We start from the raw sequence: 15,986 nt of genomic DNA, 5'->3' as shown, positions 1-15,986 counted from the left end.
AATGGCTTGATATTGAGATGGTTTTCCTCTAAGCTTGTACTCTAAAACAAACATTTTGCGTTATCGACCTACCACGCAAACTACTCTAGCATACTAAAATTAAATTGGCAACTATAGATTAGAGTTATTCTTAGTCGTGCTCGTGTCACTGAGCCTTTACATTGAGCCTTTACATTGAGCTTGTCGAAATGTGTCGAAATGTGTCGAAGTGTGGACACTGAGCTTGTCGAAGTGCTGTTCTATGCTGGCGGAACCTTTCATCTCCGAGGTGAAACCGAGAGCCTTCAAGCCGACATTATAGGTAAACTCCCCCATTAATCTTCGGTCAATACATTCGTCTAAAAGAGGCCCGATTTTACGCTACCCTATCAATAAACTCTTTTTCAAATTCTTCAAGTAAGCTAATAACTCCTTCTCTTGTCACCGTCGGAAAACCCTCGAAAAAATCATCATCTGAGTGAGCGCCTCGGGGCCTGCTGCCTCTTGCCTTCAGAAGCTGATTACTGAATATCTGCTTCTCCCCCCACCACCACATCGCGGATACGGAGACTGGGGCCACCGCAGCCAACCGGTAAACCACTTTGACCCCCTTTTCCGCAGCCCCCCGACTCATCCCAGTAGAAATCATCACCAATTGCCTCAATATTGGCTAGGGTTTTAAAGACATTACCGGAGAGAGTCACATCTTTAACGGGTTCAGCAATTTCTCCATCGCGAATCATCCAAGCTTCCCCGGCACTAAAAGTGAACATTTCGCCGTTAGTCATGCCTCCCTGCCAATTTTGGGCATAAACTCCCGTTTTTATCCCCGAAAATAACTCTTTAACGGGAGTGGTTCCCCGTTCAATCCAAGTGTTGGTCATGCGGACAATGGGCGGATAATGATAATTGAGACAACGGGCGTTACCGGTCGGTTTTTCGCCTAATTTGCCCGCCGTTTCCCGCGAATGCAGTCTTCCCACCAAAACCCCATCTTTAATTAACTGAGTCGTCGTCGCGGGGGTTCCCTCATCGTCATAAAAATAACTGCCCCGATGACCTTCTGGACCTGCCCCGTCAAAGATTTGCAGGTTATCTGGTCCGAAACGTTTGCCCATACTCATCACTTCCAAAAGGTCGGGATTTTCGTATAACATATCTGCCTCGGAAAGGTGGCCAAAAGCCTCATGGACGAACAGACCGGTTAAAATGGGATCGATGACGACGGTGTAGGTATCGCCCTTGACAGGGGGCAAAACTAGGGCTTGTACGGCCCGTTTAGCCGACCCTTGCACCTGTTCTTCTAAATTGACCAGATCCTCGAAAGCTTTTCGGGATCCCGTGGTTTCCCGGCCCGTTTGTACGCTGTCGCCATCCCTAGCGGTGGCCGAAAAACGCATTTCTAAGTCCGACCATTTTTGTTCGATTAAAGTCCCGTCAGAAGTGCCTAAAAGAATATGTTGACTGCTATCGCTGTAACGGACGGAAGTGGTGGCAATACTGGCATGGTGTTGACGCAGTAAGTTATTATAGCGATCGCAGAGGGCTTTTTTATCGGCTAATGGCACTAAACGGGGGTCGGTTCCCGTTAAAGGCAATTCACAGGAGATAATTACAGGTTCTACTGGAGCAATCAGGGTTTCTTCTTCCCCAATTAAACGGGCAGCAGCGATCGCATCTTCTAATCGTTCCTGTAAACTGGATAATTGATTAAAGCTGGCAAATCCCCAACCTCCTTTATAACAGGCGCGTACCTGACCACCGATAGCAATACCTTCGCTGAGGGTTTCTACTCGTTCGGAACGCAGTAGAATATTAGTCCCCCGCGCTTCTTCCAGACGAATTGTCAGGAAATCGACGCGGTTTTTATAACGGTTAATCAGTTCACTAATTAGGTTTTTATAGTCGGTGATAGTATCGGTCATAGGAATTAGGAAGTGGGGTGTGGGGAGATGGGGTGTGGGGTGTGATAGGGTAGTGGGGTAGTGGGGCATTTGGCTGAAATTTCCCTAAACCCCTATATCCCCTTTCTAACTGCTCACTGATAACTGATAACTGATAACTGATAACTGAAATTAGGCGAGATAATCCTGTAAAGCTTTCACCTCTAAAGGTTGGGATTGCAGGGATTTTAAGGCCGCTACTGTCGCTTTTGCCCCAGCGATAGTGGTGATAATTGGTAACTTATAATCGAGGGCAGTACGGCGAATTTGTCGGCCATCGTTTTGGGATTCTTCACCACTGGGAGTATTGACAATAAACTGAATCCAGTCATTTTTGATCCAATCGATAACGTGGGGACGGCCTTCGTGAATTTTTAGCACTAAATCGATATTTTCGCAACCGTTTTCTAACAAAACTTCACGAGTTCCCGAAGTGGCGACGACGCGAAAACCGAGGGATTGCAGATCCTTAACCACGGGAACCATGGGGGTTTTATCGCGATCATTCATCGAGACAAAAACCGTCCCACTGGTGGCTAAAATCACGCCGGCGGCCATTTCCGCTTTAGCGAAAGCTTTGCCAAAATCGCTGTCAATCCCCATTACTTCGCCTGTAGAACGCATTTCTGGCCCCAGGAGAGTATCAGCGCCGGGGAACTTCTGGAAGGGTAAAACCGCTTCTTTGACGGCAATATGACGGGGAATTGCTTCGCTGATGATACCCAATTCCGTCAGGGTTCGGCCCGACATGACGAGGGAGGCAACTTTTGCCAGAGGAACTCCCGTCGCTTTGGAAACGTAGGGAACGGTACGACTAGCCCGGGGATTCGCTTCTAAGATATAAACTGTCTCCCCCTGTACCGCATACTGGATATTCATCAAACCGATTACTTTTAAAGCTTTCGCTAGTTCCACCGTCCATTGTCGAATTGTGGTTAAAACCGGGGCGCTCAGGGACGTATGGGGGATAGAACAGGCAGAATCGCCCGAATGTACGCCCGCTTGTTCGATATGTTCCATTAATCCCCCGATAACTACCGTTCCCGTTGTATCTGACAGGGCATCCACATCCACTTCGATGGCATTTTCGAGGAATTTATCGATTAAAATCGGGTGATCCGGTTCTATCTGTACCGCGTACTTCATATAGCGTTCCAATTCGCTATCGGAATAGACTATTTCCATCGCCCGACCGCCCAAAACGTAGGACGGACGTACTACTACAGGATAACCGATGCGTTGAGCCACCGCTTGGGATTCTTGGAAATTGCGGGCAATACCGTTGGGGGGTTGTCGGATATCTAATTCTCGGAGGATTTTTTCAAACCGTTCTCGATCTTCGGCGGCATCGATCGAATCGGGTGAAGTTCCCCAAATTTTGGTATTTACGGGACAATTAGGCGATTCTAAATATTTTTGCAGGGGAACCGCCAGTTTTAAGGGAGTTTGCCCACCGAATTGAATAATTAAACCCTCTGGTTGTTCCGCTTCGATGATATTTAAGACATCTTCTTTAGTCAGGGGTTCAAAGTAAAGGCGATCGCTGGTATCGTAATCGGTGGAGACAGTTTCCGGGTTAGAGTTAACCATAATCGTCTCAAAACCGGCTTGACTGAGGGAAAAAGCGGCATGACAACAACAGTAGTCAAATTCTATCCCCTGGCCGATGCGATTGGGACCACCACCGAGGATCATCACTTTGCGTTTATCGGAGGGTAAAACTTCCGATTCTACCTGTTCGTAGGTGGAATAATAGTAGGGTGTCAGAGCCTCAAATTCCGCCGCGCAGGTATCCACCATTTTATAAACGGGAACAATACCTAAACCCTTGCGATAACTTCTCACTTCGTCCTCGCTGCTGTTGGTGGCGAAGGCGATTTGGCGATCGCTAAACCCCTGTTGTTTAATGGCGAATAGGTCCTCTTTGCTGAGACTTTTCAGGGGAGTTCGTTTGAGAAACTTCTCGGTTTCCATCAAATCGGCCAATTTATCGAGGAACCAGGGATCAATCCCGGTTAGTTCGTGGATTTCCGACCCATTCATGCCCAATTTAAAAGCATGATAGATACTATAAACTCGTTCGGGGTTAGGTGTCCGCAAACCGGCCCGGACTTCCGAGAGAGGGGGGAGAGTTTCGACTTTATCGCAACCAAAGCCAAAACGTCCCGTTTCTAGGGAGCGAAGCGCTTTTTGAAAGGATTCTTGGAAAGTTCGACCGATAGCCATGGCTTCCCCGACGGATTTCATCTGGGTGGTTAGAATCGGTTGGGAGCCGGGGAATTTCTCGAAGGCAAAGCGAGGAATTTTGGTGACGACGTAATCGATAGTCGGTTCAAAGGAAGCCGGGGTTTTTTTGGTGATATCGTTGGGAATTTCGTCTAAAGTGTAGCCTACGGCTAGTTTAGCGGCAAATTTAGCGATCGGGAATCCCGTGGCTTTTGATGCCAGGGCCGAAGAACGGGAAACCCGGGGATTCATCTCAATCACGATTACGTCGCCGTTAGTGGGATTAACGGAGAATTGGATGTTTGATCCGCCGGTTTCTACGCCAATTTCCCGAATAATTGCCTTAGAATAGTCCCGGAGGCGTTGGTATTCTTTATCGGTTAGGGTTTGGGCGGGCGCAACCGTAATCGAGTCGCCGGTATGGACTCCCATCGGGTCAAAGTTTTCGATCGAACAGATGATCACCACGTTATCGGCTAGATCGCGCATTACCTCTAATTCGTATTCTTTCCAGCCAATTAGGGATTTTTCGACGAGAATTTGCGATGTAGGCGAACAATCTAGCCCATACTGGGCCATCGGTTCAAATTCTTCTTGGTTATAGGCAATACCGCCCCCCGTTCCTCCTAAAGTGAAGGCTGGCCTGATAATGAGAGGATAGGAACCGATCTGATGGGCGATCGCTTTTGCTTCTTCTAAATTGTTGGCAATCCCCGAAGGACAGACGGGAACACCGATTTTTTCCATTGCTTTTTTGAATAGTTCCCTATCTTCGGCTTTTTCAATAGCGGGAAGTTTTGCCCCGATCAGTTCCACGTTATATTTTTCTAAAACGCCGCTTTTGGCCAAAGCGACGGCGGTATTTAGGGCAGTTTGACCGCCCATAGTCGGTAGAATCGCATCAGGACGTTCTTTGGCGATAATTTTCTCGACAATTTCCGGCAGAATTGGTTCAATGTAGGTGCGATCGGCCATTTCTGGATCGGTCATGATCGAGGCGGGGTTAGAATTGACTAAAATTACCTCATAACCTTCTTCTCGTAGGGCTTTACAGGCTTGAGTTCCCGAATAGTCGAATTCACAGGCTTGTCCGATGACAATTGGGCCAGCGCCCAAGATTAGGATTTTCTGTAAGTCATCACGGCGTGGCATAGGCTTAGGTTTGCTTGAGGATAAACCCCAATCATTGTATATGTTGTCACCCTCGATCCCGCAAAGCTTTATTTAGGTTTAATGACCTTGTTTGCTTGTGTCTTTTGCCTCTTGCCGTTCGGCTGAGCTCACGGCCGAAGCCTGTTGCCTCTTGCCTTCAGAAGCTGATCACTGTTTACTGATCACTGATATCGCGTACAATGATAAGATTGTTTTCAAAGATACAATAGGCGTTTGTCTTCGCTAGAGAGTTTATGAAAGTTGGCGATCAAGTTCGTGTAATTGAGTCCGTGGTGGTTTATCATCATCCTGAACACAAATCAGAGCCTTTTGACGTGAAAGGACTAGAGGGAGAGGTGAAAGCGTTTGTCACCGAATGGCGTGGCAGACCGGTTAGCGCCAACCTACCCGTCCTCGTCGAGTTCAGTAAAAAGTTTAAAGCCCATTTTCGAGATTTTGAATTAGAAATCCTGGAAAAAGCCGCCGAATAGGGACTTTTTCGCTTATTTAAGCTACAAAGCGAATAAATTTATTTTTGCCCACCTGTAGGACTTTTCCCGTTAAAGCTTCGGCTGTCTCAAAACTTTTGTCCACATCGGTGATTTTCTCGCTATCGATCCTCACCGCGCCCCCCTGAATTTGTCTTCTCCCTTCGCCGCTACTTTTACACAAGCCGGTGGCCGAGAGAAGATAGAATAATTTCAGGGGAAAAGTGACCGCCGCGAGGGAAAATTCGGGTACAGAAGCCGCAGCCTCTGTATTTCCCTGTAGAACTATCTCCTGCGCCGTTTTTTGTGCTTTTAATGCCTCCTCTTCCCCGTGAAACTGGGCAACTACCTCGATCGCCAGTTGTTTTTGTGCCTCTCGCGGATTGCTCGGCATAGCATCTAATGGCAAATTTGTCAATAGTTCGTAATAATCTTTTAACAAAGCGTCGGGGGTTTTTTCCAGTTTCGAGTACATGGACAGGGCCGATTCCCGCAATCCCACATAATTATTCAGGGATTTGGACATTTTTTGACTGCCATCGGTTCCGATTAAAATCGGTAAAAGTAGCCCGAATTGCGGTTTTTTGCCGAAATATTTCTGCAAATCACGACCGACGGCAATATTAAATTTTTGATCGGTTCCTCCCAATTCGACATCGGCCTCGACAGCTACGGAATCATAACCCTGCATTAAGGGATAGAGAAATTCATGGAGAAAAATCGGGGTTTCCCGGTCGTAGCGTTCGGAAAAGCCTTCTTTTGCCAACATTTGCCCGACGGTCATGGTGGAGAGGAGTTCGAGAATTTGCGAGAGGTCTAATTTCCCCAACCATTCCGAGTTATAGCGAATTTCTAGGCGATTAGGGGTGTTAAAATCTAAAATTGGGCGTAATTGTGCCAGATAATTCTCGGCATTGGCTCTCACTTCTTCGATGGTTAATTGTTTTCTAACTTCCGATTTTCCCGTCGGATCGCCGATTCTAGCGGTAAAATCGCCAATAATCACCACTGCTACATGACCGGCATCCTGGAAAGCACGCAGTTTCCGAAAAGGGATACTATGACCTAGGTGAATATCGCTGCCGGTGGGGTCAATACCTAGTTTAATTCTTAAAGGGCGATCGGTAGTTTGCAGTAGTTGGGTTAAATTTTCCCTAGGCTCTTGGGAGTCGGGTTGATGGGGGAATAAATCACTGGTTCCACGGGTTAGCCAGTCTAGGGAGGAAGATACGGTCATCGTTGCTCATTTTCCACAGCCTTTCCATTATAGTTTTTTATTATGTCAAGTCACAAGCAAAAGGTAAATAAACTGGTATCTCCAATAAGAGTCGATAGTATCTTGACAATTCTCCCGATCAAATATAGATTCTTAAAATCTTACTCTCCCGAATTTCAAAAAATTTCCCTGTTCTGAATTGCGATAAGATAAGCTGATGAATCCTAGTTTTAATAACTCTATACCAGTGCAGAGGATCAAAGTTTCTGTCATTGTTTCTACCTATAAATCAGCGGAGTTTATCCAGGGTTGTCTAGAGGATTTGGTGGCTCAAACTCTTTATGAAAAGGGAGAAGTAGAAATTATTATTATCGATAGTGCTTCTCCGGAGAATGAAGGGGAGATTATCCAAGAGTTTCAAGAAAACTATCCTAATATTATTTACCAAAGAACTAAAGAACGAGAAACCCTCTACCGCGCTTGGAATCGCGCTATTAAACTAGCTAGGGGTTCCTATATCACCAATGGGAACACTGATGATCGTCACTGTTTCAATGCTCTGGAAATTATGGCTAATTATCTAGATAATAATAGAGAGATTAGTTTAGTTTATGCCGATCAATTAATTACCACCATTAAAAATGATACTTTTGCCACCACCCCAGCTTTAAAACATTGGAATTGGCCAAATTACTCCTATCAACAGATGCGTCAAGGTTGTTGTGTGGGTTCTCAACCAATGTGGCGAAAAACGCTGCACGATAAATATGGTTATTTTCAGGAAAAATTTTGCTGTGCTGGTGATTACGAATTTTGGTTAAGAATCGGCAGTCAAGGGGAAAAAATGGCTTTGATTCCTGAGATTTTAGGGTTATATTATTTAAATCTCCAAGGCTTAGAACATGGCAGTAATGGTCAAGCATTACAAGAACATTATCAAGTGTGTAAAATCTATGAAATTCCTCACCCTGACATTAAGGATCTAGAAGTTAAACCCAATCCAGTTAAGATGGAAGATTTAGGGACAATTTTAACTAAGGATGAGCGAGAAAAATTACAAACAATGCAAGCTATCTCCCAGAAGAGATGCCCAATTATTGTTATTGATGGCGTGATTTTTCAACTTGAGCAACGAAAATTAGCCAGGGTTTGGTCTTCAATTCTAGAGCATTGGAGTCAATTAGAATTTAGTCAACACATTGTTATTTTAGATAGAAATAACAGCGCACCAAGATGGGAAGAATTTAAATATTGGCCTGCAGAATCCTACGATTATAATTGTACGGGAAAGGATGCCAGAAAAATTCAAGCTATTTGCGATCGCCTACAGGCTAATTTATTTATTTCCACTTTTTATACCAGTCCCTTAACCACTCCTTCTCTACTTTTTCTTGCTTATGAATCCCCAGAAGAAAACGGCAAGTTACCGGTAGATTTAGAAAAACACTATGCAATTTTGTCCGCTTCTAGAATCATCGCTTTTTCCTCTGATATCGCCCAAGCTTTAAGAAAGTTATACCCCCAAATTTCCCCCGAACAAATTGATATTATCGAGCTTTTTGAAGTTAATCAAAAAATAGCTGAAGAAATCACTAATTTTCTCTGGTATGCGCTCAGTGAAACTAAGGAATTAAGCCAAAATCAAGTCTGGTTAGAGTTAAGAAAATTACAGGAATCACAACAGATGATGTATCTCAAACAACAGCAAGATTATCGTACTATGCAAGGTATGGAAATATACCTAAAAGAATTAGAAAATAATAAGAATCTCCAGACAAATAATCAGAAATTACAGGAAGAAATCAACTATTTGTCTTCCCGTAAGGGAATAGTAAAAACCCTGTGGAAGACTCCTATTTTACTTCTTGCTAAGATCAAGAAAAAACTCCCAATATTTTAGGGAATTAAGGGAAAGTTTCCTAACAACGATCCGATCTTGGCACGGCAGCGCCTAAAAGTGGTAAAGTAATGTTAAGAATTAGAGGAGAAAACACTGTGCCACATTCGATCGTCACTGGAATTTGTGAAGGGGTTGCCGATTGCGTTTCCGCTTGTCCCGTTGCTTGCATCCATCCCGGACCGGGTAAAAATGTTAAAGGAACCGATTGGTATTGGATTGATTTTGCCACTTGTATCGACTGTGGTATCTGTCTACAAGTATGTCCCGTCGAAGGTGCAATTCTGCCACAAGAACGTCCCGATTTACAAAAAACTCCCTAATTTATCAGTTATCAGTTATCAGTTATCAGATGTAAGTTTTAAGTGAGCAGTATGTATTAAGTGAGCAGTATTAAATAGCAGTTTCCTACTGTCTTTTCACTGTTTACTGATCAGTGATTACTGTTCACTGAAAATGCTCCCCAATTCATAGTTCATAATTCATATTACTCTCTCCTATCTCCTTTTTACCTTATTATGGATTATCTTTTAGAAGTTGAACAAGTTTATGCTGGTTATGTGCAGGATTTATACATATTGCAAGGGGTTAACTTTCGCATTGCACCGGGGGAATTAGTCACGGTTATCGGTCCCAATGGTGCGGGAAAATCTACCCTCGCTAAGACGATTTTTGGTTTATTAAAACCCAGTGCTGGAACTATCACTTTTAAGGGAAAAAATATCACTGGTTGGAAATCTAATCAAATCGTTCCCCTCGGTATGGGTTATGTTCCCCAAATTGCTAATGTTTTTCCATCCCTGAGCATCGAGGAAAATCTGGAAATGGGGGCTTTTACCAGTAAAGAAGCGATTAAACCGCTAAAAAAGCGTATTTATGCCATGTTTCCCCGTTTGCTTGAGCGCCGTCGTCAGAAAGCTGGCACTTTATCCGGAGGAGAAAGACAGATGTTAGCCATGGGAAGAGCGCTGATGTTGGAGCCGGAATTATTAATTCTCGATGAACCTTCGGCAGCTTTATCTCCTATCTTAGTAACCAGCGTTTTTGAACAGATAAAAGCGATTAATCAGAGGGGAACTGCCATTATTTTAGTGGAACAGAATGCCAAAAAAGCCCTAATGATGTCCGATCGAGGTTATGTTTTAGAAAGTGGTCAAGATCGTTTTCAGGGATCGGGTCAAGATTTACTCAATAACCCGAAAGTAGGGGAATTATACCTCGGTGCAGCCCACCATGGCGCACCAGGAAAGAATTAATTTTAAAAGGTATAGGAGAGGGGTGTGGGGTGTGGGGTGTGGGGTGTGGGGAGCATTTTCATTGAACAGTAAACAGTAAACAGTGAACTGAAAACTCACAACTAAAAACTCAAATCTGATAACTGATAAGTACCTAAGCAAAATTAATTACACATATCTAACCACCTCTTGCCTCTTGCAAGAGTGCCTCTTGCCTATCTTCACTAGGAAATTAATTTTGCACGACTACTTAACTGATAACTGATAACTGACGACTCTCACCATTAAGATAACTGCCGTAAGGGGAATAAAAAAGTGGGCATTGTTTCACTTTTTAGCATACCAGCGCCATAAAACTCGGGCTAAACGTTGGGGATCATGACTAACTTTGGCAGTAACTTCATCTTCTGCCATTACATTCGCTAAAACAATGCGATAACCCATTTTTCCCACTTCCTCGCGATCTAAAAACACAGGATGACTATGCTCTTGGGCGTATAATTGTAGGGATTGGGGTGATGGTGCAGTTCTTTGGGCTAAAACCGCATCAAAGATGCGTTCCTCGCAGACTTTTTCGATCGCCCGAATATGATCAGCCACCGAATAATTATCCGTTTCCCCCGGCTGGGTCATAATATTACAAACATAGACGCGGGGGACTGTCACCTGTGCTAGGGCCTGACGAATGGCGGGAACCAACAAATTAGGGATAATACTGGTATAAAGACTACCCGGCCCGATAATAATATAATCTGCCTCCTTGATCGCCGCTAAAGCAGCCGGTAAAGCTACCGGATCGGCAGGATGACAGCCAATCTGACGAATTTGCCCCATAGCTTCGGTTATCTTCGATTCTCCCTCAATAATGCGCCCATCGGCTAACTTAGCCCAGAGACTAACATCGGTAAGGGTAGCAGGTAGAACTTTCCCACGAATCGCCAAAACTTTGGCACTAGCATCGATCGCCTGTTCCAGATCGCCGGTAATCTCGGTCATAGCGCTGATAAATAAATTACCAAAACTGTGGCCCGATAAACCATCCCCGGCATGAAAGCGATATTGAAACAATTCCGTTAATAACTTTTCCTCATCGGCTAAAGCGGCGATACAATTGCGAATATCCCCCGGGGGTAAAATGCCCATTTCCCGGCGTAATCGGCCCGAAGAACCGCCATCATCAGCTACGGTGACAATAGCGGTGATATTGGAACTATACTGTTTTAAACCGCGTAAAAGCGTCGATAAACCCGTACCGCCACCGATCGCCACAATTTTCGGGCCGCGATGGAGACGACGATGGGCCCGTAGGCGATCGACTAATTCCTCCGATGCGTCCGGTTGTAGTGCTTCTGTAATCGTTTCGACGGTGCGACTCTGACCCCAGAATAACAAAAAGACACCCAACAAAACCGCCAGCGGCCCGGAAACAGAATTGGGGACCAAACGGGCGATCGTTTCTAATGCTTGGGAAACAAACTCTAAAAAGCGATTAACCGGGGTTAATTTTACCCAAATAGCCAAACCGAAGGAGGTGAGAAAAACGCCGCTTAAACTGATTAAAAGCCAGCGTTTGACAAAAAGACCGGGAGAAAGCCATTTAAACCAACGATTAACCCGTTTAGGCGTTTTTCTGCCCACAGAAGCGGCTATTTTCCCCTTCTGAGCGTTGAGTTCCCGTAGGGTCTGTTTAAATGGACTCATAGATGTGGCCTGGCAGCGAACGCATTGATTCTGGAGAGACTGTAGCCGAAAAAGGGAACAAACTCAAGCTGACCTAACCTCCCACCTGGGAATAGGCCGCATCGGAAATTGTGGGAATATCGGCGTATTTGCCGATAACCGACTGTATAATGCTGTAAACACAGGCGGCAAATGCTCCCAAAAAGACGACGTTAAAAAGAGTTTCTACCACTAAATTCGCCCCTAAACCCCTAGCGACGAAACCTAAGACCAATCCCAATAAATACACCAAAATATCGATTAAAATCGCCTGCATGGTGTTAAACCGGATAAAATGACTGATGCGGGGATTGCGTACCACGGCGAAAAAGAGGACGAAAAAGATAATTAAACTGCCAAAGCTTCCCAGAGAACTATAGAGAAAAGCTAAGGGAGCTAAAACTATTACTAAGGCCGCTCCTAAGAAAGGGATTTGCTGAAAGATAAAGATACCGAAGGCAAAAGCCGAATATAAGGGTAAAAGATATACTAAAGCTGCAAAAATGCGATCTTTTGTATCGGTTGAGCCGCGCCAAGTCATAATCTATTGTCTCCTGAGACTACTGCTAACTCCCTCCAAGATAACCCGGCAGCCCACCAGACTTCGCGTAACTGAAGAAATTGATCGAGGCCGAACATTCTTGAACCTCGATCGAGTTATTCTCAAACAGAGACGGGGTGCTTGATTTCCTCTAACAGAGCCAGATATTCCTCCTTAAAATACTTTAGGGTACTTAAAATCGGATTGGGAGCGCTTTGACCAAGACCGCAAAGACTGGTTTCCTTGACCATTTGACAGAGATGTTCTAGGTTTTCGAGGTCGTGAATATCGGCCTTTCGAGCGATAATTTTGGCCAATAATTCAAACATTTGTACTGTTCCCGTGCGACAGGGGATACATTTACCACAGGACTCCTCGCGACAGAATTCCATATAGAATTTCGCCACTTCCACCATACTGGTGGTATCATCCATGACCACCATCCCCCCAGATCCCATCATCGAACCGAGTTTGGCTAAGGATTCGTAATCTACGGGAGTATCGAGTAAATTAGCGGGAATACAACCCCCAGAGGGGCCGCCGGTTTGTACCGCTTTCACCTGACCATCGGGAATACCACCCCCCATCTCCTCGACAATTTCCCGGAGAGTAATACCCATCGGCACTTCAATCAGCCCATTATTGCGGATTTTTCCCGTTAAAGCGAAGATTTTTGTGCCTTTACTGCTGGCAGTACCGATATTGGCGTACCAAGCGGCCCCCTCGCGGATAATAGCGGCGATATTAGCGTAGGACTCGACGTTATTAATCAGGGTGGGACAACCATCGAGGCCCGATTGGGCCGGATAGGGGGGACGGGTGCGGGGAGTGCCGCGGCCGCCTTCGATGGAATGGATGAGAGCGGTTTCCTCTCCACAGACAAAAGCTCCCGCCCCGATGCGGATATCCAGCTTAAAATCGAAAGTGGACTCGAATACTTGGGAACCCATTAAACCGAATTTTTTGGCCTGATTAATCGCTTTTTGCAGACGATCGATCGCTAGGGGATATTCAGCCCTAACATAGATATAACCATGATCGGCCCCCACGGCATAGGCAGCGATCGCCATTCCTTCCAGGACTAAATGGGGGTCACTTTCCAAAACACTGCGGTCCATAAACGCCCCGGGATCCCCTTCATCGGCATTACAGATAACGTATTTTTGTTTACCCGGTTGTTTAGCCACCGTCGCCCATTTTAAACCGGTGGGATAACCGGCACCGCCCCGGCCACGCAAACCGCTTTGGGTGATTTCCTCCACCACCTGGGCCGGAGTCATCTCGTAGAGGGCCTTGTAGAGAGATTGATAACCCCCGACGGCGATATATTCCTCAATGCGATCGGGATCGATTTTACCGCTATTTTCCCGGACAATTTTGACTTGATGGGAGAAAAAGGGATGTTTTGAGTCCCCTAATTGCACCTCGGTTTTGCCGCCGTTTAAGGCTGCAATAATGCTGGCCGCACTTTCCGGGGTGACTTCTTCGTATAAGAGGTCCTGGGGATCCACTTCCACCAACGGACCGCGACCACAAAAACCCATACAACCGACCCCCACCACTTCGACTTTATCCCCTAGGTCTGCTTCTTTGACGGCAGTGGCGAGGTTTTTTTCGATTTGGAGGGAGTTAGCAGCTTGGCAACCGGTGGAAGTGCAACAATGCACCCGGATGCTTTTTTGTCTAGCTTTTTCCTTCTCGGCCACTGCCAATAATTCTTGTAAGTCCATATTCTTCTCAATCCACTAGAGTGAAAAATTACTGGGAGAAACTCTGTAGTTTTGCTAAGACAGTTTCCGAATCTTGTTTAGGGGCCACGACTCCATCGAAGACCACGGCCGGCGCAATCCCACAGGCCCCGATACAACGGGCCGACACTAGGGAAATTTCTCCATCGGCGGTGGTTTCTCCCACTTTGACATCAAAGGCGTTTTCGATGTCTTCGAGGATTTTGCCGCTGCCTTTGACATAACAAGCAGTCCCCATACAGATGATACAGGTGTGTTTTCCCGCCGGTTTCAGGGAAAAGAGATGGTAGAAGGTTGCTACCCCATAGACGCGACTGAGGGGCAGTTTTAGCGCCCGGGCAACGTAGAGGAGAACATCTTCTTCTAGGAATCCGAAAGCTTCTTGGGCCTTGTGCAGGACTTCAATCAGGGCTGATTGATTATATCCTGCCCGCTTCATGGTGATGTCGAGGACTTTGAAGCGTTTATCGCCACTGGGATGCTCTTTTTTCTCCGTTTGACGAGGATTGGCAGTTTGCATAAATCTGAACCAAATAAATTTTAGGGGCGATGACGGGAAAGAGATGGAGAGTTATGGGTTTTCCTTGGTCATCTCCCTGCTTTTATTCTGACACTGGCTCCGGAGGGCGATCGATAACTTTATCTTTCCTTTAGTTATTGGGGGATAGGGGATTTTTCGGCGTTGTCAAATTGAAAGATGCTCCGAATCAGCCCGGAACTGAAATTACTTTGACTTGCCCTGAGCCAAGTCGAAGGGTAGCAAGGATTGCATGGCATCTTTCAATTAGTGTTTAATGAACGAATAGTGCCGATAGTTGGGCTTAAGTGGGGAACAAGACTTGCCCTGAGCCAAGTCGAAGGGGTCGCTCGATTTAGCAGTGGAATATAGCTAGGTAATAGGTGTAGGGCTAATTCCGGAATTAGCCCTACAATAGGCGTTGTCAAATTGAAAGATGCTCCGAATCAGCCCGGAACTGAAATTACTTTGACTTGCCCTGAGCCAAGTCGAAGGGTAGCAAGGATTGCATTGCATCTTTCAATTTCTGATCTGACAACGCCATTTTTCTGTTATCAGTCATCAGTCAGGGATTAGGAGATGGGGAATGGCGTAAAAAGCTGCCCCGTGCCAGAGTGCCTCTCTCAAAAATAGCAAAATTCTGCACGACTACTTCATTGATGAAGTGGTTCAAGGAAAGTTTGTCAACCCTGATCAAGTTAATTTTTGTTAAGCCCATTCCCTAACCTCTTGAAGATAAATTTAACCTCATTTGTCAAGAATTATCCATCGCCAATTCAAAAATGAAACGCATCAACCTCAAGAGTTGACAGAGAAAGGCTCATCAGGTACTGTCTGATCATTAACAACAACAAATCAGACCCAAAAACGAAGCCCTCAACATCTTAACATAGAACAAAGAAACTTGCTCTACCAACTTAGTCAAGAGGGAAATTTATCTCATCTTCTCGTCACTGTCTTCACTTTCTTGATCATCTTTATTGATTTCTTCTTTAAATCCCCGTAAAGTTTTCCCCAAAGCTGCCCCAAATTCGGGTATTTTTTTCGGTCCAAATATCAGGACAACAACCACGGTAATAATTACTATTTCTGGCCAACCTAATCCAAACATAATCTTGAAAGTAAAAAGTAAAAAAAGACAAAGGAGTCAGAATTCAGGAGTCGGAAACTTAACGGTAATAACTGATATAGCGGTAAGCGCTTGAGTGAGATACAGACCAAGCTTTGCCTAGCATGGTTTATAGCTTGTGACACTGTACCTAATACGACTGCACACCGCTATAAGCTAGTGAGGTACACATATTTTTCTTCCCTTTTGACTTTTG

At 45.3% G+C, this 15,986-nt stretch carries 12 protein-coding genes; 4 read left to right on the top strand and 8 right to left on the bottom strand.

Annotated features, from left to right (window positions below; translation table 11 throughout):
- Nucleotides 1-500 precede the first annotated feature (500 nt).
- The gene (locus tag O9334_RS15255) at nt 501-1,904 is read right to left on the bottom strand and encodes a TldD/PmbA family protein (RefSeq protein ID WP_288000927.1); all 1,404 of its coding nucleotides are present in this window, start codon (nt 1,902-1,904) and stop codon (nt 501-503) included.
- Between the two features lie 150 nt (nt 1,905-2,054).
- On the bottom strand, nt 2,055-5,300 hold the full coding sequence (gene carB, locus O9334_RS15250; RefSeq protein WP_288000925.1) for a carbamoyl-phosphate synthase large subunit: 3,246 nt from the start codon (nt 5,298-5,300) through the stop codon (nt 2,055-2,057).
- 254 nt (nt 5,301-5,554) lie between these two features.
- On the opposite strand from carB, the gene O9334_RS15245 reads away from it, so the two are divergent.
- A complete protein-coding gene (locus O9334_RS15245; RefSeq protein ID WP_045359930.1) occupies nt 5,555-5,791 on the top strand; it encodes a ferredoxin-thioredoxin reductase variable chain in 237 nt (78 codons plus the stop codon).
- Nucleotides 5,792-5,807: 16 nt separating this feature from the next.
- On the opposite strand, the gene tyrS is transcribed toward O9334_RS15245, so the two are convergent.
- Complete coding sequence (gene tyrS, locus O9334_RS15240; RefSeq protein WP_045359931.1) at nt 5,808-7,025, bottom strand: tyrosine--tRNA ligase; 1,218 nt, start codon at nt 7,023-7,025, stop codon at nt 5,808-5,810.
- Between the two features lie 196 nt (nt 7,026-7,221).
- On the opposite strand from tyrS, the gene O9334_RS15235 reads away from it, so the two are divergent.
- The 3 genes from O9334_RS15235 to O9334_RS15225 all read left to right on the top strand — a co-directional run bounded on the left by O9334_RS15235 (nt 7,222) and on the right by O9334_RS15225 (nt 10,157).
- Entirely contained in the window at nt 7,222-8,904 is a 1,683-nt protein-coding gene (locus O9334_RS15235) for a glycosyltransferase (protein ID WP_288000923.1), read from the top strand.
- Between the two features lie 95 nt (nt 8,905-8,999).
- Nucleotides 9,000-9,224: a ferredoxin family protein gene (locus tag O9334_RS15230; RefSeq protein ID WP_045359981.1), complete on the top strand. Its 225-nt coding sequence runs from the start codon at nt 9,000-9,002 to the stop codon at nt 9,222-9,224.
- A gap of 195 nt (nt 9,225-9,419) precedes the next feature.
- Entirely contained in the window at nt 9,420-10,157 is a 738-nt protein-coding gene (locus O9334_RS15225; RefSeq protein WP_045359933.1) for an ABC transporter ATP-binding protein, read from the top strand.
- 306 nt (nt 10,158-10,463) lie between these two features.
- Here O9334_RS15225 and O9334_RS15220 read toward each other — a convergent pair whose 3' ends face one another.
- The 5 genes from O9334_RS15220 to tatA form a co-directional block, all read right to left on the bottom strand.
- Nucleotides 10,464-11,837 carry a gluconeogenesis factor YvcK family protein gene (locus O9334_RS15220; RefSeq protein ID WP_045359934.1) on the bottom strand — a complete coding sequence of 458 codons (1,374 nt, stop codon included), beginning with the start codon at nt 11,835-11,837 and terminating at the stop codon, nt 10,464-10,466.
- Between the two features lie 73 nt (nt 11,838-11,910).
- Nucleotides 11,911-12,396: a Tic20 family protein gene (locus O9334_RS15215; protein ID WP_288000921.1), complete on the bottom strand. Its 486-nt coding sequence runs from the start codon at nt 12,394-12,396 to the stop codon at nt 11,911-11,913.
- A gap of 122 nt (nt 12,397-12,518) precedes the next feature.
- Nucleotides 12,519-14,126: an NADH-quinone oxidoreductase subunit NuoF gene (nuoF, locus tag O9334_RS15210; RefSeq protein WP_045359936.1), complete on the bottom strand. Its 1,608-nt coding sequence runs from the start codon at nt 14,124-14,126 to the stop codon at nt 12,519-12,521.
- Between the two features lie 28 nt (nt 14,127-14,154).
- Nucleotides 14,155-14,664, bottom strand: a complete 510-nt coding sequence (hoxE, locus tag O9334_RS15205) for a bidirectional hydrogenase complex protein HoxE (protein ID WP_002762924.1) — start codon at nt 14,662-14,664, stop codon at nt 14,155-14,157.
- Between the two features lie 931 nt (nt 14,665-15,595).
- Nucleotides 15,596-15,772, bottom strand: a complete 177-nt coding sequence (gene tatA / locus O9334_RS15200) for a twin-arginine translocase TatA/TatE family subunit (protein ID WP_045359939.1) — start codon at nt 15,770-15,772, stop codon at nt 15,596-15,598.
- Between the last annotated feature and the right edge of the window lie 214 nt (nt 15,773-15,986).

Origin of the sequence: Microcystis sp. LE19-8.1F, assembly GCF_027531715.1 — a bacterium.
GTDB lineage: Bacteria > Cyanobacteriota > Cyanobacteriia > Cyanobacteriales > Microcystaceae > Microcystis > Microcystis wesenbergii_A.
Note: the sequence above shows the minus strand (reverse complement) of the source record. Positions and strands in the feature narration are given on the sequence as shown.